This window comes from Segatella baroniae B14, assembly GCF_022024235.1.
GTDB lineage: Bacteria > Bacteroidota > Bacteroidia > Bacteroidales > Bacteroidaceae > Prevotella > Prevotella bryantii.
The window spans coordinates 2,254,247-2,279,273 of record NZ_CP091799.1; the positions used below are offsets into that span (position 1 = coordinate 2,254,247).

Sequence of the window (25,027 nt, forward strand, 5' to 3'; positions counted from 1 at the left end):
TTAAGAAAAAAATATTGTTATGGAGAAAAAAGATTTTATGCGCAGAGCTATTGCGCTTTCTGAGAATAGCGTGAAGACTGGTGGAGGTCCTTTTGGAGCTGTCATTGTAAAAGATGGTGAAATAGTTGCAGAAGCTTCTAATAGTGTAACTATAGATAATGATCCCACAGCTCATGCTGAAATCAACTGCATCCGTAAAGCTACCAAAATCTTAAAGTCATTTGACTTGGCAGGATGTGATATATATACCTCTTGTGAGCCATGTCCGATGTGCTTGGGAGCTATTTATTGGGCACATTTGGATCATATCTATTACGCTAATGATCGTAAGGATGCTGCAAAGATTGGTTTTGATGATGATTTCATTTATCAGGAAATTGTACTGAAACCAGCTGACCGTAGTAAGCATATGGAGATTATGCTTCCTGAAGAAGGTATCCGTGCATTCCAGATGTGGGAAAAGAAGTCTGATAAGACTGAATATTAATTGATGACATCTTAGCCGTTATTTCGTCTGTTTAGTAAATAAAGTAAAAAGATGAAACAACGGCTTTTTAATACTCTTTTATTTATAATTACTTGTATGAGTGGCTTACAGGTGCAGGCTGCTGATACAACTTTGTATGTTTCTCCAGGTGAAGAGGGCATACTTCAGACGGCATTGCGTCAAGCACGTGAGTATCGTAGACGGCATGATGGAGGTACTGCTGAAATTCGTTTGTCAGCTGGCATTTATCGCCTTTATGAGGCGTTGCGTTTTCACCCAGAAGATAGTCATTTACAGTTGACGGGTGAAGAAGGTACTGTTATTGCTGGTAGTATTCAGATTAAGGGATGGCGTAAGGAAGGTAAGCTTTGGGTAGCAGATGTACCTGATTTTAATGGTCGTCCGATAGACTTCAGACAGTTATGGGTGAATGGTAAGAAAGCTATTCGTGCTCGTAGTGTAGCTGATTTTGAAAAGATGCCTCGCATCTTGAACTATGATAAGAAAAAGCAGATTCTTTGGGTTCCTTCTCGAGCAATGAAGGTTCTTAAGGGTGAGGTTGGATATACCGAGCTTGTGCTCCATCAGATGTGGGAGATTGGTATTCTTCGTGTGAAGTCTATACAAACTTTTGGAGATAGTACAGCTATTACATTCCATCAGCCGGAAGCGCGTATCCAGTTTGAGCATCCTTGGCCATCACCGATGTATCATAGTAAGCATGATTCTCCTTTCTATTTGGTCAACTCTTTGGCTTTATTGGATGAGCCGGGTGAATGGTATCATGATATTCGCAATCATCGTCTCTATTATATGCCTTTGCGTGGAGAGAATATGATGCTGGCTGATGTTGAAGTTCCTGTTCTTGAAACATTGGTAGAACTGACAGGTATGTCTCATCGTAAACCTTCTGATATTACTTTTAATCATATCACATTCTCTTATACCTCATGGATGCGTCCAAGTTATCAGGGACATGTTCCTTTGCAGGCAGGTATGTATCTTACCGAAGCTTATAAGCTCCGTCCACAGATAGATCGTAAGAATAATCATAAACTGGATAATCAGGGCTGGCTCGGTAGACCAGAAGCTGCAATAAAGGTTTATTATGCTGATAGCATCCATTTTAAGCAATGTACTTTTTCGCATTTAGGAGGTATGGGCCTAGATTATTTAGAGGGATGTAAAGGTGGGGTAACTTCTTATAGTACCTTTACTGATATTGCACTGAATGGCTATGTGTCTGGTAGTTTTTCACCTGCAGGACTGGAAACACATCTCCCTTATCGTCCTGACCTCAAGGACGTTTGTGAATATCAGGAAATAAGTAGGAGTCTCTTTACTGATGTAGCCAACGAAGAATGGGGATGTTTGGCTATTGCAGCGGGCTATGTAAAGAATATCAATATTGAGCATAATGAAATACATGATGTTCCATATTCTGCCATTAGCTTGGGATGGGGATGGAATCGTGATAGTGTGTGCATGAGAAATAATCGTGTACATGCCAATTTGATTTATCGTTATGCCCAACATATGTATGATTGCGCAGGTATTTATACTTTAGGCAATCAACCCGGTACAATGATAACCGAAAATGTGGTAAGAGATATTGCTAAACCATCGTATGTACATGATCCTAATCATTGGTTCTATTTATATACTGATGAGGGAAGCTCTAATATAACACTTCAAGACAACTGGACACCTTCTGATAAATATTTGAAGAATGCCGTTGGACCTAATAATCAATGGCTCAACAATGGTCCACAAGTGAGTGAACAAATCAAAAATCGAGCAGGAAGATGAAAAAGACGTTTATAATGATAGGGGCTTTTGTTGCTCTAATGTTGAGTTCGTGTGGAAGCAATTATTATGTTTATTCCAGTTTCCATGAACCAGCAACAGATGGACTACGATACATTTATAGTAAAGACGGCCTTCACTGGGATAGTATACCTGGGGTATGGCTAAAACCTAAAGTCGGTAAGCAGAAAGTGATGCGTGATCCAAGTATCGTACGCACTCCGGATGGTATCTATCATCTAGTTTGGACTACTAGCTGGCGTGGTGACAAAGGATTTGGCTATGCCGAGAGTAAAGATTTGATACATTGGAGTGAAGAACGTATGATTCATGTGATGGACGATCCGACGACTGTAAATGTATGGGCTCCGGAACTCTTTTATGATGAAGATCGTAAGGAATGTATGATTATTTGGGCGTCGTGTATACCTGGCAAATTTGCCCGAGGTATTGAGGATGAGAAGAATAACCATCGTCTGTACTATACTACAACCAAGGATTTTAAATCATTTAGTCCTGCAAAGTTGTTGATAGATCCTGGATATAGTGTAATTGATGCTACTCTTGTGAAAAAAGGTTGGAATGATTATGTGATGGTGGTGAAAGATAATACTCGTAAGATGCGTAATATTAAGATTTCGTTTGCCCATGATCCTCATGGTCCATGGAGCTTACCTTCTGAACCATTTACAGAGCCTCTAACGGAAGGACCTGCAACGGCAAAGGTCGGCAACGATTATATCATTTATTATGACCGGTATGGTTCAAAGGACTTTGGTGCCCAAAAAACGCGTGATTTCAAGCATTTTGAAGAGATAACCCAAGAGGTACATGTAACCCCTCTACATAAGCATGGCACCATTTTTAAGGCGCCAAAACGACTGATTAAGAAATTATTGAATAATAGTAAGTAGAGTATATAATTACGATACGATAATAGAAAGAATAAAAGGTATTCGATATGAACAATAAACTATTGCCGATAGCTTTTGCTTTAAGCCTGTCTGTTTATCCTGTATACGCTCAGCAACTGGTACGCTATACAGGAACACAACTGAGCGATCCTAATCGTCATGACGGAGGATTGTCACCTGTTATGGGTGTACATAATATCCAGATACTACGTGCGAATCGCGAACATCCATCTGTAGCCAATGGTAATGGATGGACCTATAACCATCAACCGATGATGGCTTATTGGCGTGGTCGTTTCTACGTTCATTATCTTTGTGACCCAAAAGATGAACAGGTTCCGCCATCGCATACCAATTATCAGGTCTCTAAGGATGGCTATACTTGGTCTGACCCGATAGAACTGTTCCCTGAATATAATGTACCCGAAGGATTTTCCAAGAAAGGTGTAGATGGTGTGGCTCATAACATGAAAGCTGTCATGCACCAGCGTATGGGGTGGTATATTAGCAGTGAGGGTAGACTCTATGCTTTAGGATCTTATGGTGTATGTCTTAATAAAAAAGATCATAATAATGATGGTAATGGTATCGGACGAGTAATTCGAGAAGTAAAGGCCGATGGTAAATTGGGTAAAATTTATTTTATCTACTACAACCATGACTTTAATGAGAAAAATACTGATTATCCATTTTATACTCATGCAGATAAGCATTTAAAGAAAGCTTGCAAAGAGATTTTAGCTAACCCTCGTTTGGTGATGCAGTGGGTAGAAGAAGCAGACCGTGAAGATCCTATCTTGCCACTGAAGAAAGAATATAAGGCTTATAATGACTATACACTTCCAGATGGTCGTATCGTAGCCCTTTGGAAACATGCCTTGACTTCTATATCGTCTGATGGCGGTAAAACTTGGCTGGAACCTGTAAATCGTGCAGAAGGGTTTGTTAATAGTAATGCTAAAATCTGGGGACAGCGCTTGTCTGACGGTTCGTATGCAACTTTGTATAATCCATCAGAATTCAGATGGCCTCTTGCTATTTCATTGAGTAAAGATGGATTAGAGTATACCACGTTGAATCTTGTCAATGGTGAAGTTCCACCTATTCGTTATGGAGGTAATTATAAAAGTAGAGGTCCTCAGTATGTACGTGGTATCTTAGAAGGAAATGGTGAACCGGCTGACAGTAATTTATGGGTATCATACTCGATGAATAAGGAAGATATGTGGGTAGCCCGCATACCTGTCCCTGTACTGACAGAAGCACACGCGCAAGCAGATGATGACTTTACTACTTATAAACGGCTTGCAGATTTGACCACTTGGAATATTTATTCTCCTAAAGAGGCGCCTGTTAGTCTCGATGGTGAATGGCTTACACTAAGTGATTCTGATAAATTCGATTATAGTAAGGTTGAGCGACTTATTCCAGCAAGCAAGGATCTTACTGTAGAGTTTGATTTAAAAGCTTTGCAGAATAATCATGGTACACTTGAGGTTGAGTTTATTGGTGATAACGGTATAGCTGCGGCTCGTATGGAATTAACTCCCGATGGACTTATTCAACTCAAGAATGGTGCCCGAAATGCAGGCAAGAGTAAATACGAAGCTAATAAGGTATATCATCTCAAGTTAACCCTTTCTGTGGCTCGTCGTCGTGTAGATCTCTATAGTGACGGTAAACTCATTGCCAAGAGTATGTTCTTTGCCCCTGCTCATACTATTAATCGAGTACTTTTCCGTACAGGTGAGTATCGTACCTTCCCAACCGTTGATACAGAGCCTGATTGGTATGGAACACTTGAACAGGCTGGAGAGAGTGATTCTTTGGCCGTGTTTAAGATTGCTCATTTTAAGACAACTAATAATGATATCGATGCAGGAGCAGCTCTGCTTAAATCTGCAGATTATAAGCATTATGTAGACTATTTTAATGGGATGGAGGATGAAAATATCGTTCAAGCCATCCCAAATAGTGAGTCTTGGAAATGGATGCAGGAAAATATACCTCTTTTTGATGCTCCAGATAAGAGCTTTGAGCAGATGTGGTATTATCGTTGGTGGACACTTCGCAAACATATTGAGAAGACGCCTGTAGGTTATGCTATGACTGAATTCCTCGTGAAACGTAGTTATGCGGATCAGTATAATTTGATATCTTCTGGTTTAGGTCATCATATTCATGAGAGCCGTTGGTTACGTAATCCTATTTACCTTGATCAGAATATTCATACTTGGTTGTTTGGTAATAATGGTCAGGCGATGAAGAAACTCAATTTTTATAGCAGTTGGCTGGCTCAGAGTGTATGGGACCGTTATCTTGTTGATGGAAGAAAGGATAGTGTGGTGGCTCTCCTTCCAGCTTTGATTAAAGAAGTAAATCGTTGGGATGATCATCGTTGGGAAAAGAACGGTAAGGCCGACCTCTATTGGCAATACGATGTAAAAGATGCCATGGAGGAGACTATTAGTGGTGGTCGTAGAGCCAAGAATGCTCGTCCTTCTATCAATAGTTATATGTATGGTAACTTTCGTGCTATCGCTAATATCGCCGCATTGGCAAAGCAACAAAGTTTAGCAAAAAGTTATACTCTGAAAGCAGATACTCTCAAGCGACTAATTGAGACAGAACTTTGGAATGATAGTTCACAGTTCTTCGAAGTAAAATATCCTTCGGGTGATTTTGCTAAGGTTCGTGAGGCTATTGGTTTTATGCCTTGGTATGTGAATATGTTTGATACTGACTCTAAATTTGATATAGCCTGGAAACAAGCAGGAGATTCAAAAGGCTTTTCTGCTCCTTACGGACAGACAACAGCAGAGCAGCGTCATCCGCAGTTCAGAAGTCATGGTACAGGTAAGTGCGAGTGGGATGGAGCTGTATGGCCTTTTGCTACAGCACAGACGTTAACAGGTATGGCTAATTATCTGAATGTTTCTGATAAGCCAGTAATTTCAGACAGCCTTTATTTTGTGGAACTTGAGAAATATGTTCAGAGTCAGACACATCGTGGTAAACCATATATTGGTGAATATCTAGATGAACAGACCGGCTATTGGCTCAAAGGTGATCAGGAGCGAAGCCGTTATTATAATCATTCTACCTTTAATGACCTAGTGATTACAGGACTTTGTGGACTTCGTCCTCGTGAAGATAATAACGTTGAAGTAAATCCACTTTTACCGCAGGGTAAATGGTTTTATTTTTGTGTAGATAATATCCTTTATCACGGTCATCGTCTTGCCATTGTATGGGATCAGGATGGTAGCCGATATCATGTGGGAAAAGGGTTAAGTATCTGGATTGATGGGGTATGTAAAGCTCGTCGTCAAAATCTTGGTCGATTATCAACAGCGCTCTAAATGAAAAGATTTTTTGTATTCATAATTTGTCTAGTTATGTTATCCGCCTTGATAACCAGGGCGGATAATGTGTTTTCGAATGCTCAGTGGATAGGTGCTACGACAAATCAGGATGATTCTTTGGCAGATCGAAGTATTTGGTTGCAGCATGTGTTGAAATGCCGGAAAGGTATCAAAAAGGCGCAACTTATGATTTGTGGTTTGGGAGCATACGAATTTTATATTGATGGAAAGAAGTTTGGCGAAGATTTGATGGCTCCAGCCTGGAGTGATTATCGTAAGTCTATTTTTTATAATACTTACGACGTAACATCAGTTTTGTCAGCAGGTTCTCATTCGATAGAGGTATTGCTGGGTAACGGATTCTTTCATGAGCGTGGACGACGCTATCATAAGTTGAAGACTAATTTTGGTCCTTCTACTTTATTGTTTTATCTTGATATAGAGTATACTAATGGTAAGCATGATATTCTGAAAAGCGATAAAACATGGAAATGGAAACGAAGCCAGATAGTCTATAACAGTATCTATGGTGGTGAAGATCATGATGCAACTTTTATTGACCGGTGGCATCCTGTGGTAGTACAGAAGTCTCCTCAAGGTAAACTTTATCCACAGTTATCTTATCCGATACGTATCTATAAAAAATATCCTATAGCTAAGCGCCTGTCTGCTCATGTCTTTGATATGGGACAGAATTTGGCAGGATTTCCTCGATTTTCTATTCAGGGAAAGGCTGGTCAGAAAGTTAAAATTATTTTAGGTGAAACCTTAAAAAATGATGGATCGGTAAGTCAGAAGAGTATTGGAAGTCCTCATTATTATCTTTATACATTAAGTGGAAAGGGAATAGAACTGTTTCAACCTCATTTTACCTATTATGGTTATCAGTATATCCAAATAGAGGGAGCTGTGTTGAAGGGAGATGCTAATCCTAATAACTTACCGGTTATTGATAAACTGGAATCATGTTTCATTAGTAATTCAGCTCCTAAAATAGGAAGTTTTGCTTGCAGTAATCCGCTTTTTAACCGAACTTACGCTATTATAGATGCTGCAATTCGTAGTAATTGGCAACATGTATGGACAGACTGTCCGCATCGTGAGAAGTTAGGCTGGTTAGAACAAGATTGGCTTAATGGACAAGGGTTGGTTGATAATTATGATTGTAAATCAATGCTCGAACAAACGCAGCATGTAATAGCTGATGCCCTACATGCTAATGGGTCGATGCCAGAAATAGCACCTGAATATATCCGCTTTGAAGGCAGTTGGGCGCCTCCATTTCAAGAATCGCCAGAATGGGGTGGTGCTCTAGTGGCTTTGCCTGTGCTTTATCTGCACCGTTATGGTGATGATAGTTTACTGAAAAAATATCAGCCACACATTCGTAAATATGTAGATTATCTTGCTACACGAGACAGTGCCTATATTCTTAATATCGGATTGGGTGACTGGTACGACTATAATGGAGAAAAGGCCGGTTTTGCCAAGAATACTCCTGTAGCATTAGTTAGTACTGCACATTATTACTTGTGGACCAAACTAGCAGGTTTGGAGCAACGGGCTGACAGTATACGCCAAGCCTTTATTCGTAATTTTGATCTTAAGAGTCAGGCTGCTTTAGCTATAGCCTTAGACTTGAATCTTTATCCAGAAGGAAAAAAACAGGATTTATTGGATAAATTGCTAGAAGATATTCACCAGCATGGAGATCGATTGACGACTGGTGATATCGGAACTCCTTATCTTTTCCGGGTATTGATTAATAATCATCAGCAAGATCTGCTCTATACGATGCTTAATCATGACCAAGAGCCAGGATACGGATTCCAGTTGAAAATGGGAATGACAACTTTGACTGAGCAGTGGGATCCACGTAAAGGTGCATCCCGTAATCATTTTATGTTGGCCCATATCAATAATCACCTTATACATGATATGGTGGGTATTCAGGTTAAGCGTGATACTGTTGTAATCTCTCCAAAACCTGCAGGAAACTTAACATGGGCAAAAGGCTCAACCATGGCTAATGGTGGCAAAATAGCTGTAGACTGGACTATTAAAGGAAACGTATTTCAAGTAAATATACACTCAGAAGGAAAAAATAAAATTAAGATAGATTATGATGAAATCAATCGTTTTTGTGCTCAGCGCCATCTTCGCTTTCAATACCAACTTGTCGGCGCAGAATAATTATGCTGGTCAGTATACACGTAGTCTCCATGACATCATGGAAGACGTTTCTACTCGTTTTCATGTTCGTTTTAAATATAATGTGGATACAGTAGGCAAGCGATTGCCTTATGCTGATTATCGTGTTCGTCCGTATTCCATCGAAGAGACCCTAACTAATATTTGTAAGTATTTCGACTTTAATTGGTGGAAACAGAGTGATAATCTTTATAAAATAAAACCTTATGAGTATCCTCGCCGTCATACTGATGATGGAAGTAAAATGTTGGCCTATCTCAATACTTTGTATAGTGACAAGGTGCAATTTGAAAATCGTAAGGATAGTGTGCGAAAAGAAGTTCGTCAACTTCTTGGTATAGATGCTTATAAAGACAGTCTGGTACATAAAAAACCTATTTTAGGTAAGGTTCGTAAGTATGATGGATATACTGTTCAGAATATTTGTTTGGAGACTTTACCTGGAGAACATGTCTTTGGTAGTATCTATACACCAGCCAAGAAAGGCAAGCATGCTTTGATTATCTGCCCTGATGGACATTTTAACGGTGGTCGTTACCGTAAGGATGAGCAACAACGGTTGGCTACTTTGGCTCGTATGGGTGCTATCTGTGTTGATTTCGACTTATATGGTTGGGGACAGTCTGAGCAAGAATATGGTAAAGATAGTCACCATACAGACCGTGCTCATGTTATCCAGGCCCTTAATGCAGAAGTGCTGTTAGATTATATGTGGAATAACCGCAAGGATGTAGATAAAAAGCGTATTGGTGTAAATGGTGGTTCTGGTGGAGGAACTCATACTGTATTGATGACCGTGCTTGATGATCGTATTACGGCTGCTGCGCCAACTGTAAATTTGGCCAGCCATTTTGATGGCGGATGTCCTTGTGAAAGTGGTAAACCTATTCAGACTGCAGGTGGTGGTACTTGTAATCCTGAACTTCTTGCTTTCTTTGCACCAAAACCTCTCTTGGTTGTTAGTGATGGTGGTGACTGGACTGCTTCTGTTCCAGAGTTGGAATTTCCTTATTTACAACGTGTATATGGTTTCTATGGCGCTCAAAATAAAGTAGAGAATGTACATCTTCCTCAAGAGCGTCATGATTATGGTGTAAATAAGCGCAATGCTAATTATGAGTTCTTTATTAAGGTGTTTGGTCTTGATCGTAAAATGTGGGATGAAAGTAAGGTTACGATAGTAAAACCTGAAGTCTTACAGTCTGTTCTAAAATAAAATTTATAGGTATTAAAAGTTCGATTATTAATATATAGAAGTTTGGTTGCAATGAGGTGTACTGGTCTTATCCGGTGCACCTTTTTCTATGCATTAATATCGGCTTTCAGGGCTTGATGATGACAAATATTTTTTGTGGGCTGAATAGTATTAATGAAAAGAGGATGTCCCTTTTACGGTGACATCCTCTATTTACCTCTCACTTGATTTAATACAAACTTATTGAACTTTGATGTTGATGCGTAACATAAATCACTTGTGTCTTCTAATCTAATGCGAATAAATAACCTATAACCATTATGTGAGATTCACATCTCTTTTTATCTTTTAATGTTTGCGAATAATCAACTTTGTTTTTTTGATATTGCAAAGATACGATAATACGATTAATCAGACAATATTTTTTTTCCCTTTTATGCGACAATAAAAGTATAATATGCGACAAAATAATGATAGTTGCTCGGAAATCATTCAGTAATAGTTGAAAAACTTTCAGAGTTGAAATTTTGCTTAAATATTTTTTGTTCCCAATAAAAAAAGCCCGTTTCACAATATGGATTTTTCTCTCATTTTTCAGTGACAAATACACATCTTATTCGTCTACAGAATATATAATTTTGATGTATATGACTATTTCAAAAGCATTTAGTGCCCTTGCGGGACTGTTTCTTTCGGTGCTGCCTATGTATGGCCAATATAAGTTGTGGTATAATGAGCCGGCACAGGTGTGGACTGATGCCCTTCCATTAGGTAATGGTCGTCTAGGTGCTATGGTATATGGTATACCTAGTACAGAACATATCCAGTTGAATGAAGAGACAATCTGGACAGGACAACCTAATCATAATGCCAATAAGAAAGCTTTGAACGCAATACCCAAGATTCAGCAACTTCTTTTTGAAGGTAGATATCATACAGCTGATAAAATGGCTAACGATAATGTCATGTCGGGTACCAATTGGGGTATGGCTTATCAAACCTTTGGCGATGTATATATCACTACTCCAAATGCTCTAAGATATACCAATTATCGTAGAGAATTGAGCTTAGATTCTGCAATTGCTGTTACTACCTATACTGTTGATGGCGTAACTTATCGTCGAGAAGTTATTACGTCTTTTGATAGCAACGTTATTACTATTCATCTTACAGCTTCAAAGCCTGGTAAACTGACTTTTGGTGCTCATTATTCTACTCCTCAAGAGGAAATATTAATTCGCAGTGAGAAGAATGAAGCTATTCTTGAAGGTGTAAGTGGTAAGTTGGAAGGCTGTAAAGGTAAAGTGCGTTTCATGGGGCGTATGCTCTGTGAGACCATGAAGAATGGTGTTCGCCAAGAAGCTTCTTCGCGAGATGGAGAAATCACGGTAGAAAATGCGGATGAGGCTACCATCTATATTTCTATTGCGACAAATTTTGTCAATTACAAAGATATCAGTGGTGATGAAGTAGCCAAATCTGAGCAGATTCTCCGTCAGGCTATTGCTAAGAATTATGAGCAAAGTAAAAAGACACATATTGCAAAATTCCAGAGTTTCATGAATCGTGTGTCACTGTCTTTAGGTAAAGATTTATATCAGAATGAACCTACAGATCAGCGTATTATCAATTTTGCTCATCGTGATGACAATGGTTTGATAGCCACCTATTTTAATTTTGGCCGTTATTTACTAATTTGTTCATCTCAACCAGGAGGACAAGCTGCTAATCTGCAAGGTATCTGGAATCATCGTGTATGGCCATCATGGGATAGTAAGTATACTACTAATATTAATCTGGAAATGAATTATTGGCCATCTGAAATTGCTAATCTTTCAGATTTGAATGAACCTTTATTTCGACTCATTCGTGAAGTGAGTGAAAGTGGTAGTATCAGTGCTAAGATGATGTATGGCAAAGACGGATGGGTATTACATCATAATACTGATATTTGGCGTGTAACTGGTGGAATCGACCATGCTTCCAGTGGTATGTGGATGTTGGGAGGTGCATGGCTCTGTGCTCATCTCTGGCAACATTATCTCTACACTGGCGATAAGGAGTTTTTGAAAAAGGCTTATCCTCTGATGAAGGGTGCTGCTATTTTCCTAGATGAAATGTTGATACCTGAACCTGAGCATGGTTGGTTGGTTATTTCTCCATCGGTTTCTCCTGAGAATTATCATCCATCTAAGGATGGTAAGATTGCTATTACTTATGGTACAACTATGGATAACACGCTATTGCATGAACTCTTCAATAGTGTGTCGGTTGCTTCACAGATTCTAGGTGTGGATGATACGCTTAAAAGTTATTATGCAGAGCGATTAAAGAAAATGGCTCCGATGCAAATTGGAAAATGGGGACAGTTACAAGAGTGGCTTAAAGACTGGGATGATCCTGAGGATACCCATCGTCATGTTAGCCACCTTTATGGAGTGTTCCCAGGTAATCTGATATCTCCATATCGTACTCCTGAATTATTTGACGCAGCTCGTACCTCTTTGATACACCGTGGTGATCCGTCAACAGGATGGTCAATGGGATGGAAGGTATGTCTTTGGGCACGTTTCTTGGATGGTAATCATGCTTATAAATTGATTCATAATCAGCTTACTCTGACAAATGATAGATTTGTAGCTTTTGGTACGAACAAGAAGAAGGGTGGTACTTATCGTAATCTTTTCGATGCTCATCCACCATTCCAGATTGATGGTAATTTTGGTTGTACTGCTGGTATTGTAGAAATGTTGATGCAGAGTCATGATGGTTGTGTCGCACTTTTGCCAGCTTTACCAGATGCTTGGAAGGATGGTGAGGTAAAAGGTATCGTTGCTCGTGGTGGTTTTGAAATCGTAGATATGGCATGGAAGAATGGCAAACTTACCAAATTGGTGATCAAGTCTAAGGTAGGTGGTAATTTGCGCCTTCGTCTTAATGCCCCAGTCAAAGGTTTGAAGAAAGCTAAAGGTGAAAATCCTAATGCTTTATTCTGCTTATATGATAAAAAAGAGGTTCTAAATTCTGCCCAGGTAAAACTAAATAAAGTGGTTTTGCCCAAGAGTTACCTGTATGATATATCAACAAAAGCTGGTGAAATCATAAAAATACTGTAAACAAGAATAAATTATAACAACTAATATGCGTAAATACATACTGACAATCCTGGCAATGCTCTCGTTGACAACGTTGCATGCACAGAATAAGCCATGGGATAATGGAGAATTGCAGGTCTCTGCCAATAATCGATATTTGCAGTTTAAAAATGGCAAACCCTTTTTCTGGTTGGGTGAAACAGGCTGGCTCCTTCCTGAACGACTTGATCGCGTAGAGGCGCAATATTATCTGATGCAGTGTCGCCGTGCTGGTTATAATATGGTACAGATACAAGTGCTCAATGGAGTTCCTTCGTATAATATTTATGGTCAATCATCCAACCCTGATGGTTGGAATATGGACGCTGCAGATCCAAAGGGAGTGTATTCCTATTGGGATCATCTCGATTATATCGTAGATCTTGCTCAGCAAAATGGTATATACATTGGTATGGTGCCTATTTGGGGTGGTCTTGTCAAAGATGGCCATATGAATGTAGAAGAGGCTAAGACTTATGGTCGTTTCTTGGCTGAACGTTATAAGAATTGTCCTAATATTATCTGGATTATCGGTGGTGATATTCAGGGTGATATTCGTCCAGAGGTATGGGATGCTTTAGCAACAACGATCAAGGGACTCGATCATCATCATCTGATGACTTATCATCCTCGTGGTCGTTATACATCAGCTAAATGGTGGAGTAAAGCTTCTTGGCTCGATTTCCATATGTTCCAGAGTGGTCATCGTAAATATGGTCAGCGTATGGGTAATAAAGATTATCCTATCCCAGATAATACAGAAGAGGATAATTGGATGTATGTAGACTCTACTTGGGCTTATAAGCCGATAAAACCTGTCCTTGATGATGAACCTAGTTATGAGGATATTCCTAAAGGTTTGCACGACCCAAATGAAGAGCGATGGATGGATTATGATGTTCGCCGTTATGCTTATTGGAGTGTGTTTGCTGGAAGTTTTGGGCATACTTATGGTCATAATGCTATTATGCAGATGCTTAAACCGGGTTATCCTACCAGTTATGGTAGTGATGGGGCTGAGAAAGCATGGTATCAAGGATTGAAAGATCCTGGTTTTAATCAAATGAAATATCTTAAGTATTTGATTTTGAGTTTTCCTTATTTTGAACGTATTCCAGACCAGAGTGTGCTTTTGGGTAAAAATGGGGTTCGTTACGACAGACTGATTGCTACCCGTGGTAATGATTATATGTTGGTGTACGATTATAACAGTAATCCTATCGAGATAAATCTGAAAAAGATTTCAGGTAAAAAGAAACAGCTTTGGTGGATGGATGCAGCTACAGGTAAACTTACTTATTTAGGTCAATCTTCAGATAAAACATACCGGTATACTCCAAGCCGTGGTAATAAGAAGGTTGCTGATGGTGTACTAATAGCTGTAGACGCTAGCAAAAAGTATCTTACTATAGATCAGCAGGAAATTTCGGGTATCAGTCTGGCCGATAAAAAAAGAGACTTAAATGAGTAAGGATAATTCAAATATTACATAGTGTACGCAGGTAAAACGCAATAGAAGATGATGAAGAAGCAACTGAATATATTTTTAGCTTTGTTGTTCTGGGCCTTTACTGTTCAGGCAGCTCAAGTAGAAATCTATGATTTACAGGTGGAGCATCTAACTAATCCATTGGGTATAGATGTCGTGAAACCTCATTTTTCGTGGAAAATAAAATCAGATAAGAAGCAAGTTAAACAGACTGAATATCAAATTCTTGTTGCTTCTTCTGAAGCAAAGTTGAATAATAATGAGGGTGATCTCTGGAACAGTTCATCTGTGCAGAGCGCCCAACAATTAGCGATTGCTTATCAGGGTAAAGCTCTGGTAAGCAATCAGTTGGTTTATTGGAAGGCACGTGTTGCTACTAATAAGGGAAAATCAGGGTGGAGCCCTGTTCAGAAGTTTAGCATCGGTTTGCTTACTGAGTCAAAGTGGGGTGGCCGATGGATAGGCTTGGAGGAACTTCAACCAGGAGAGTGCCGTGGTATTCATCCTCGTCTTGCTGTTCGCTATCTTCGTAAAGAATTTGCAGCCAAAAACGAAGTGAAGCGTGCCTTTGCTTATGTAGCAGGTTTTGGTCTTTACAAATTCTATGTTAATGGTCAGCAAGTTGGTGGAAATGAAGCACTAACTCCTTCTCCAACAGATTATCGCAAAACGATTCTCTATAAGACTTATGATATCACTTCTCTTCTTCAGCAGAAAAATGCTATAGCAATCTCATTGGCTGCTGGACGTGTATTCCCTATGCGTCAGGAAAAATATTATAAGGCTCCTGTTTTCGGATTGCCAAAATGCCGTATTAACATTCTTGTAGAGTATGCTAATGGCAAGACAGAACGATGGAATACGGATACAGACTGGAAGCTCTCAGCCAATGGTCCTATTCGTAATACTAATGAGTATGATGGTGAGGAATATGATGCCCGTATGCAGTTAACTGGATGGAATCAGGTTGGTTTTGATGATAGCAAATGGCGTAAGGCTGATCGTACTTCAATTCCTGATGGTACTCTTAAATCACATATGCTTCCTACAATGACCGAAGAAATTTATGGTCAGCCGATATCTGTAAAGAAGCATAAGAATAACTATATCCTCGATTTTGGTCAAAACTTGGCAGGATGGGTTGGACTTAAAGTTCGTGGTGTCAAGGGTGATACTATTCGTGTGAAATATGCAGAGAAACTTAATGCGGATGGTTCGCTTTATCGTGATAACCTTCGCAATGCCTATTCTGAGGATATCTATGTCTGCAATGGGCAGGAAAAGGGTATGATTTGGCGTCCAACTTTTGTATATCATGGCTTCCGCTATGTTGAAGTTTCTGGTGTAAAAAATGCGAAGAAGGAGGATTTCTTAGCTTATATGGTTGGCGATAAGATGACTACAATTGGCACTTTTGAAACTTCTGATACCTTGTTGAATCAAATTATGAAGAATGCCTGGTGGGGTGTGAAAGATAATTATAAAGGTATGCCTGTAGATTGTCCACAACGTAATGAGCGTCAGCCATGGTTGGGTGACCGTACTGTAGGTAGTTTGGGCGAAAGTTTCCTCTTTGACAATGAACGCCTCTACACCAAGTGGATGCGCGATATTTGTGAGTCTCAGCGTTCAGACGGTGTCATACCAGATGTTGCTCCTGCTTTTTGGAATTATTATACCGACGATATGACGTGGCCTGCTGCTTTGCCGTTTGGTTGTGATATGCTTTATCGACAGTATGGTAATAAGCAACCGATCATAGAGTCTTATCCGTATATGAAGAAATGGATGCTTCATATGCTTGATGAAAATACACAGGATGGTATTATTACCAAAGATAAATATGGTGATTGGTGTGTACCACCTGAAAAATTGGAATTGATTCACAGTCAGGATCCTAAACGTGTAACCGATGGTTCACTCATCGCTACAGCTTATGGTGTTCGTGTGATGCAGTTGTTGGAACAATTTGCTCAATTACAGAATCTTTCCGAAGATGCAGCTTACTGGAAAAAACAGTATACTCAAATGACTGAAGCTTTTAATAAAAAATACCTGACTGTAAAGAAAGGCACTTCTGTTCGTCCTGGTCATGTGCTTTATCCAGATAGTACTTATTATGGTAATAATACAGCAACAGCTAATCTATTGCCACTTGCTTTTGGTATAGTTCCTGATAGTGTAAAGAGTGATATCGTAAAGCAGATAGTAGACAATATTATCACTCCAGGAAAAGGTCATGTTACTTGTGGTGTTATCGGTATAAGTTGGTTGCTCAGAGGACTCTCTGATCATGGCTTTGCTGATGTTGCTTGGATGTTGGCTACCAATGCTACTTATCCATCTTGGGGATATATGGTTAAAAATGGAGCTACTACTATTTGGGAATTGTGGAATGGCGATAAAGCTGATCCTGCAATGAATTCTGGTAATCATGTTATGCTTTTGGGCGATTTGCTAACTTGGTGCTATCAGTATGTAGGTGGTATCCAACAGCAGAAGAATAGTATCGCTTATAAGCATCTGTTGCTAAAACCAAGTTTTGAAATACCGAATTGCTTCCATGCTAATACCTCTTATGTTACCCCATATGGTAAGGTGGTTAGTAATTGGAAAAAAGATGGTAAGAAAGTTCATTGGGAAGTTGAGGTGCCTGTCAATACAGATGCAGAACTTGTATTCCCAGATGGAAGCAGAAAGACCGTTGAAAGTGGTCGATATATTTATGATGTGATAATGCCTGTCAAGGATGAGGCTTTCATGGAAGATCAGTTCCTCTATGAGTATACGTCTTTCCCTCAGGCTCATGCCTCTACTATAACCGAGTTGAAAAATGGTGACCTGCTTGCAGCTTACTTTGGTGGAACAAAAGAGAAAAATCCTGATGTATGTATTTGGGTAAGCAGAAAACCAAAGGGTGCTGATAAGTGGGAGGCTCCAATGATGATTGCAGATGGTACAGATGATTATCTACATCGTCCACTCAATAGTACAGACAAAGCTCGTAAAGCTTGTTGGAATCCTGTTCTCTTTACTATGCCTGATGGAGAGATATGGTGCTTCTTTAAGATAGCAGAGGAAATCTCTGACTGGCAGGGATGGGTTGTTAAATCTAAGGATGGTGGTAAAACCTGGAGCAAACGTGAAATGTTACCAAAGGGTTTTATCGGTCCTGTAAAGAATAAGCCTGTATTGATAGGTGATCGTTTGCTATGTCCTTCAAGTACAGAGGGTGACTGGTGGAAATTCCATGTTGAAATCTATAATATTAAAACCAAGGAATGGAAATATGTTGGTCCGATAGAAGCAGAGGATGCTGTGTTAACCGATGACCAAAAGGTACATCCTATTAAGTGTATCCAACCAAGTATTCTTCAGCTTAAGGATGGTCGATTGATGGTCTTGATGCGTAGTCATAATGCTAAACTTGCGAAATCATACAGTTCAGACAATGGTGAAACTTGGAGCAAAGTAGAACTCTCTGAGGTTGAGAATAATCAAAGTGGTACAGATGCTGTTACTTTGAAAGATGGTCGTCATGTACTTATTTATAATAATTTCGAAACCTTGATGGGTACCAAGAAAGGTCCTCGTACTCCATTGAGTATTGCTGTCAGCGAAGATGGCGAACATTGGCATCATTCTCTTACACTTGAGGATAGTCCTGTTAGCCAATATTCTTATCCAGCTATTATCCAGGGTAAGGATGGTAATCTTCACTGTGTATATACTTGGCGTAGAGAGCGTATTGCATACAAAAAAATTAATTTAAAACTATTGAAATAAGACATGATAATATTAAGGTATATAGCTTCGGTTGTTCTTTTGGGTGTAAGCTCACTCACTTGGGCACAGACCGTAGGTATTACGATGAGTAAAAAAGCAGGTAATCGTGAACAATTTGCTGCGCAATATTTGCAAAAGAAATTATCGGCTTTAGGCTATCAATCTGTGGTTGGCAAGAAGGGTGATTATCGTATCGATTTGTCTCTAGCCAAAGATACCGCAGGTTTGAAGAAAGAAGGTTTTACGATATTAACCAAAGGTAAACGTATCTTGGTAATAGGTAATGATGGTACTGGTGTAATCTATGCTTGTAATGAGATTGCAGATTATGTACGGCAACATAAAAATTTGAATTTACCTCGTGAAATCAAAGATGCACCAGAGATGGTTCTTCGAGGCTCATGCGTGGGCATTCAGAAACCTTATCTTCTTCCAGGTCGTGCGGTATATGAATATCCGTATACCCCAGAACTTTTCCCTTGGTTCTATGATAAGGCTCAGTGGATCAAGTATCTGGATATGCTTGTAGATAATCGTATGAATTCACTTTATCTTTGGAATGGTCATCCGTTTGCTTCTTTGGTAAAGCTTAAAGATTATCCATTTGCTGTAGAGGTGGACGATGCAACCTTCAAGAAAAATGAAGAAATGTTTTCTTTTCTTACTCATGAAGCTGATAAGCGTGGTATCTTTGTTATCCAGATGTTTTATAATATTCTTTTGAGTAAACCTTTTGCAGAACATTATGGTTTGAAGACACAAGATCGTCACCGTCCGATTACTCCTCTCATTAGCGATTATACCCGTAAGAGTATTGCAGCCTTTATCGAGAAGTATCCGAATGTAGGTTTATTAGCTTGTCTGGGTGAAGCTATGGATACTTATGAGGATGATGTGGAATGGTTTACCAAAACGATTATCCCAGGAGTAAAAGATGGTTTAAAAGCTTTGGGACGTACTGATGAGCCACCTTTGCTTCTTCGTGCCCACGATACAGATTGTAAGATGGTGATGGATGCTGCATTGCCTCTCTATCGCAATCTTTATACAATGCATAAGTATAATGGAGAATCTCTTACTACTTATGAACCACGTGGTCCATGGGCTAAAATTCACACAGACTTGGCTTCTTTGGGTTCTACACATATTGAGAATGTTCATGTATTGGCCAACCTGGAACCTTTCCGTTGGTCTTCACCTGATTTTGTCCAGAAAGCTACTCAAGCTATGCATAATGTTCATCATGCTAATGCTCTTCATATTTATCCACAGGCTTCATATTGGGACTGGCCTTATAGTGCAGATAAACTAGCAGATGGTAAGCGTGAAAATCAGCTTGACCGAGATTGGATGTGGTATCAGACATGGGGTCGTTATGCTTGGAACTGTCATCGTAATCGTCAGGATGAAATCGTTTATTGGGATGGTATTCTCGATACCAAATATGGAGCTAATACAGGTGATGGTATCCGTAAGGCTTATGAGGAAAGTGGAGAAATTGCTCCAAAACTCTTACGTCGTTTTGGTATTACAGAGGGTAACCGTCAAACCTTACTCTTGGGTATGAAGATGGCACAGCTTGTCAATCCTTATAAATATACGATCTATCCAGGCTTTTATGAAAGTTGTGGGCCTGAAGGTGAAAAACTCATAGAATATGTTGAGAAGGAATGGAAGCATGAAGCTCATAACGGTGAGTTGCCATTGGATATCATAGAGCAAGCAATGGCTCATGGGGATAAGGCTGTTGCAGCAATAGATGCTGTTGCCGGCCAAGTTACCTCTGACAAAGATGAGTTTAAGCGTATCCAGAATGATATGTTGTGCTATCAGGCCTTTGCTTATGCTTTTGGTTGGAAGGTAAAGGCTGCTCAGCATGTACTCAACTATAAGTGGGGTAAAGATATTAAGGAACTGGATGCGGCTTTGCCTTTGATGGAAAAGAGTTTGGATTACTATCGTCGATTGGTAAATTTGACAAAAGATAGTTATCTTTATGCTAACAGTATGCAGACTTCCATGCGTAGAATTCCTATCGGAGGTGATGATGGCAAATACAAGCATTGGGAGGAGATGTTACCAGTCTATGAAAAAGAAATCGTAGATTTCAAGAAGAATATCGCTATGCTTAAAGCTAAGGAGGCTGGTACCTATACTGAAAAAGAAGAGGTAATAAGAAGTTTGAAACCTGCTAAGGTAACTCTTCCTAAAGATGTTAAGACGGTTACTTTGAAAAAAGGAGTACGTCTTTTCTCTGATTTAGATAGTGTGGTAACCGACTATGCTCCAGAGTTAGATGGTTTGAAAGCTTATGTCTTCAGTACAAATCAGCAGCGGCAAGAGGCTGTCAAACTTGATTTCACTTGTGATAAAAATGTAACACTGCTAGTAGGTTACTTCAGAGATGACCAGATTAAATATGCACAAGCTCCAAAACTAGAGATAGATGCTACAGCCAATGAATATGGACAGGCTGAGCCTGCTTATACATCAGCAATTCGTATTGATGGTATGCCACAGGTAAATGTACATCCATATTCCTTTAAACCAGGTCATCATACTCTATTATTACCAAAGGGTATTATTCTGGTATTGGGTTACACTTCAGATAAGATAAAACCTCGTGAAGTAGGTCTGTCTGGAGCTGATAAAGCCATCGACTGGTTATTCTATTAAAATATAAAGGAACGACAAGTCGGTTGATGCGTTCATCAACTCGCTTGTCGTTCTTTACATATACAAATATAGTATGAAATCTTTTTCAAAATCGATTATTTTTCTTCTTTTGTTCCTTCCTGAGGCTCTTCATGCTCAGGTCATGTCTTCTGCGGCAATGGAACGAATCTATCAAGAAGTAAAGTCACCTTATAAGTATGGTATGGTGGTGGCCCCTCAGGATACCCATCATCAGATAGACTGTCCTACCGTTTATCAAGAAAATGGCAAATGGTATATGACCTATGTATGCTATAATGGCAAAAGTGGATTAGATGGTAGAGGGTATGAAACTTGGATGGCAGAAAGTGATGATCTGTTACATTGGAAAACCCTAGGTCGATTGTTGTCTTATAAGGACAGTGGTTGGGATATGAATCAGCGAGGAGGATTTCCATCACTCATAGATTGGACTTGGGGTGGAAGTTATGAAATGCAGTCTTATCGCGGCAAGCATTGGATGACGTATATCGGTGGACATGGTACGGGATATGAAGCCGTTCGCGAACCTTTGAATATAGGTATGGCGTGGACAAAATCTTCTATTACTCAGGCGCATGAATGGAATTCTTCAGATACACCTTTGTTGAGTATTCTCGATAAGGATGTACAGTGGTGGGAGAAGCTGGTTCAGTATAAGAGTACCATCTATCTTGATAAACGTAAACAGTTGGGTAAGAAGTTTATCATGTTTTATAATGCAGGTGGAATAAATCCTGCTAATAACATGAAAGCCGAGCGTATCGGAATAGCTTTGAGTAATGATTTGAAGAAGTGGGAGAGATACGGTGGAAATCCTGTATATTTCCATGAGGCGCCAGGCATTATTACTGGTGATGCTCAAATTGTACGTATGTCAGATAAAAACATCGACAAAGATCCTTTTTATGTCATGTTTTATTTCTCGGCATATAATCCGGAACGTAAATATGACGCCTATAATACATTCTCTGTCAGTAAAGATTTAATTCATTGGCAGGATTGGAAAGGTGCAGATTTAGTATATCCAACCAAACCGTATGATAATCTTTTTGCTCATAAGAGTTGTGTCGTGAAGCATGGTGGAGTGGTATACCACTTTTATTGTGCGGTGAATCGTGAAGGTCAGCGTGGTATAGCTGTGGCTACCAGTGCTCCTATGGGACGCTCGAATGTGGATTTCCCAGAACCAGACAAGAAGGGTAAACGTACGTTGGTTAGTTTAGATCAGAATTGGCAGGTTCGCTTCTTGAAGACTTCTGAAGACTCTATTACGAAGAAGATGGGTGTGATGCAGTGTAATCTACCAAATAACCTGGATGATTATTATGGCTATCGCCAGCTGAAACATGGAAATCTACATGGTTCTGCTGTGTATAATAAAGTGTTTACACTAGCAAAACAAGAAGGTAAACAGTATTTTATTCAGTTTGAGGGAGTAGGTACTTATGCTACGGTTACTCTCAACGGCCATACTTATAAGAAAGAACTGGTAGGTAGAACGACCTATACTCTTGATGTAACATCATATATCAAGTCTGGTGAAAACCAATTAGAAGTACTCGTAGATCATCCTGCATATCAGACCGCATCTCCATGGGTTTGTGGCGGATGTTCTTCAGAGTGGGGCTTTAGTGAAGGTTCGCAGCCATTTGGTATTTACCGTCCTGTTACTTTAATCGAGACGGATGAAGTTCGTATAGAACCATTTGGCGTACATATTTGGAACAATGCTGCTTGTGATAGTGTCTTTGTTGATACAGATGTGAAAAACTATAGCAGTAAGCCTGTTGATATCGAATTGGTAAATAAACTTAATTTATCGAGTGGTAAGACCTATTTCCGCTTGACAGAGAAAGTACACCTGGAAGCTGGTGAGACCAAGACTATTCGTCAGCAGACGGCTATCGTGAATCCTCATCTATGGAGCCTTGATGATCCATATCTCTACCGTTTAGCATCAATGATTAAACGTGAGGGAGGAACAACGACTGATGAAATCAATACAGAGTTTGGTATCCGTTCTATCTCATGGCCATTGCATCGCAAAGATGGAAGTGCGAATGTCTTCCTTCTTAATGGGAAAAAAGTCTTTATCAATGGTACCTGTGATTATGAACATCTTTTTGGAGCCAGTCATGCCTTCAGCAAAGAACAGGTGGCGGCCCGTGTTAAGATGATGCGTCAGGCTGGCTTTAATGCTTTCCGTGAGGCCCATCAGCCACATCATCTTTATTATCAGCAGTTGCTTGATGAACAAGGTATGCTTTTCTGGAGTCAGTTCTCAGCTCATATCTGGTATGATACTCCTCAATTCCGTGAAGCCTTTAAGTCCAAATTACGTCAGTGGATTAAAGAGCGTCGTAATAGTCCGAGTGTTATTCTCTGGGGCTTGCAAAATGAAAGTATTTTACCTAAGGAATTTGCAGAGGAATGCAGTGCTATCATTCGTGAAATGGATCCTACTTGTCAAGATCAGCGTGCTATTACTACTTGTAATGGTGGTGAAGGAACTGATTGGAATGTGATTCAAAATTGGAGTGGTACTTATGGTGGAACTGCTGATCATTACGATAAAGAATTAATGCAACCTAATCAGTTGCTTAATGGGGAATATGGTGCATGGCGTACTTTTGGACTTCGTGGTTCGCATAAGTATTCAGAAGATTCTGCTTTAAAATTGCTGATGCTCAAGAGTCAAAAAGCACTTTCTGTTCGTGATAGTGTATGTGGACATTTTCAGTGGGTATTCGTGAGCCATGAGAATCCTGGACGTGTACAGCCTGATGAGGCGTTTCGTATGATAGACAAGGTGGGACCTTTTAATTATAAAGGTTTACTAACCCCTTGGGAACAGCCTACTGAACTTTTCTATGCGTATCGTAACTCTTTTACTCCTGCAGAAACGGATACGTTGACTCCAACGGCAGCCGACCGTCATCCGGTTGATTTGAAGGGAAGGCAAGATTATACTTATCTCTATCGTATCAACTGTGGTGGTGATGCTTACACAGATCAGTATGGCCAGTTATGGATGCAAGATGATACCGTTTATTCTTCGTCATGGTCACAGCAATTTGGTTTAAATCCATTCATGGCCAGTCAAGGACGTATAAATGACGATATTCATGGTACAACAGATGATGCTCTTTTCCAAACCTATCGTTGGGGCCGTCATCGTCTGAACTATCATTTTGCAGTTCCTGATGGTTTGTACCGTGTGGAGCTTTATATGGCAGAGCCATGGTGGGGGGCACGTTATGGAGCTAAAATGGATTGTGAAGGTGAACGCATCTTTGATGTTGCTATTAATGGTAATACTGTACTTCATGATGTTGATTTATGGGCTGAAGCTGGTTATGCAGGAGCTTACAAATATACTGTAGAGGTTCGTGTGACGAATGGTCAGTTGGTCATCGATTTTCCGGAGGTGAAAGTAGGTGAAGCTGTAATCAGTGCTCTCGCTATAGCTCGAAAAGGTAATGTTGAAAACTTTACTCCATTACCTAGTACTTTGTCTTCACATTACTGGGCAAATCTTGATACTGATACGTTGGCTACTTATCCAAAGGACAAGTTGCCACAGTCAGCTGATGCTTTCCCTACTGTGAAATATAATCAGATTGCAAAAGCTCAATGGAAAATTACTCCTGGTGTGGCAAAAGAGTATGCTCTTCGTTTCCGTTATAAAAATGTAACAGGAGCTCCTGTTAAGGCTCGTCTTCGGGTTATCGATAGTAAGCATGTCGTTATGCGTGATGCTGAGATAACGTTCCCGCCAACTCCAAAGAAGTTTAAGACAGTGAGCACAACGACAGCAACTCAGATTAACGCAGGTGTATATCAAGTTATTCTTTCAAATGCAGGTAAACTTGATTTTGAAACATTAGAAGTACAATAAATGATACTGCTGTTAAATATAATATTTGTGTAGTTTTGATACAGT

11 protein-coding genes are annotated in these 25,027 nt (G+C 39.7%); all 11 read left to right on the plus strand.

All coding sequences use genetic code 11. The features are described from left to right. The first annotated feature begins 19 nt into the window (after positions 1 to 19). The 11 genes from L6469_RS09625 to L6469_RS09675 all read left to right on the plus strand — a co-directional run bounded on the left by L6469_RS09625 (position 20) and on the right by L6469_RS09675 (position 24,982). Complete coding sequence (locus L6469_RS09625) at positions 20 to 487, plus strand: nucleoside deaminase (protein WP_006282660.1); 468 nt, start codon at positions 20 to 22, stop codon at positions 485 to 487. Positions 488 to 583: 96 nt separating this feature from the next. Further along, on the plus strand, positions 584 to 2,296 hold the full coding sequence (locus L6469_RS09630; protein ID WP_006282659.1) for a right-handed parallel beta-helix repeat-containing protein: 1,713 nt from the start codon (positions 584 to 586) through the stop codon (positions 2,294 to 2,296). Continuing rightward, positions 2,293 to 3,207, plus strand: coding sequence for a glycoside hydrolase family 43 protein (locus tag L6469_RS09635; protein ID WP_027453132.1), 915 nt, complete (start codon positions 2,293 to 2,295; stop codon positions 3,205 to 3,207). The genes L6469_RS09630 and L6469_RS09635 overlap by 4 nt, the downstream gene beginning before the upstream one ends. Before the next feature lie 47 nt (positions 3,208 to 3,254). Further along, entirely contained in the window at positions 3,255 to 6,569 is a 3,315-nt protein-coding gene (locus L6469_RS09640) for an MGH1-like glycoside hydrolase domain-containing protein (protein WP_074802944.1), read from the plus strand. Beyond that, entirely contained in the window at positions 6,570 to 8,765 is a 2,196-nt protein-coding gene (locus L6469_RS09645) for an alpha-L-rhamnosidase (protein WP_223918707.1), read from the plus strand. Continuing rightward, positions 8,698 to 9,999 carry an alpha/beta hydrolase family protein gene (locus L6469_RS09650; protein ID WP_036857966.1) on the plus strand — a complete coding sequence of 434 codons (1,302 nt, stop codon included), beginning with the start codon at positions 8,698 to 8,700 and terminating at the stop codon, positions 9,997 to 9,999. Before L6469_RS09645 ends, L6469_RS09650 begins: the two co-directional genes overlap by 68 nt. Before the next feature lie 683 nt (positions 10,000 to 10,682). Next, positions 10,683 to 13,094: a glycosyl hydrolase family 95 catalytic domain-containing protein gene (locus L6469_RS09655; RefSeq protein ID WP_006281876.1), complete on the plus strand. Its 2,412-nt coding sequence runs from the start codon at positions 10,683 to 10,685 to the stop codon at positions 13,092 to 13,094. 25 nt (positions 13,095 to 13,119) lie between these two features. Next, entirely contained in the window at positions 13,120 to 14,583 is a 1,464-nt protein-coding gene (locus L6469_RS09660) for a glycoside hydrolase family 140 protein (RefSeq protein WP_006281875.1), read from the plus strand. A gap of 51 nt (positions 14,584 to 14,634) precedes the next feature. Further along, positions 14,635 to 18,387 (plus strand): family 78 glycoside hydrolase catalytic domain, encoded by a 3,753-nt coding sequence (locus tag L6469_RS09665; protein ID WP_039869972.1) that lies wholly within the window; start codon positions 14,635 to 14,637, stop codon positions 18,385 to 18,387. Between the two features lie 3 nt (positions 18,388 to 18,390). After that, positions 18,391 to 21,063, plus strand: coding sequence for a glycoside hydrolase family 20 zincin-like fold domain-containing protein (locus L6469_RS09670; protein ID WP_006281873.1), 2,673 nt, complete (start codon positions 18,391 to 18,393; stop codon positions 21,061 to 21,063). Positions 21,064 to 21,205: 142 nt separating this feature from the next. Then, complete coding sequence (locus L6469_RS09675) at positions 21,206 to 24,982, plus strand: malectin domain-containing carbohydrate-binding protein (protein WP_223918752.1); 3,777 nt, start codon at positions 21,206 to 21,208, stop codon at positions 24,980 to 24,982. The last annotated feature ends 45 nt before the right edge of the window (positions 24,983 to 25,027 follow it).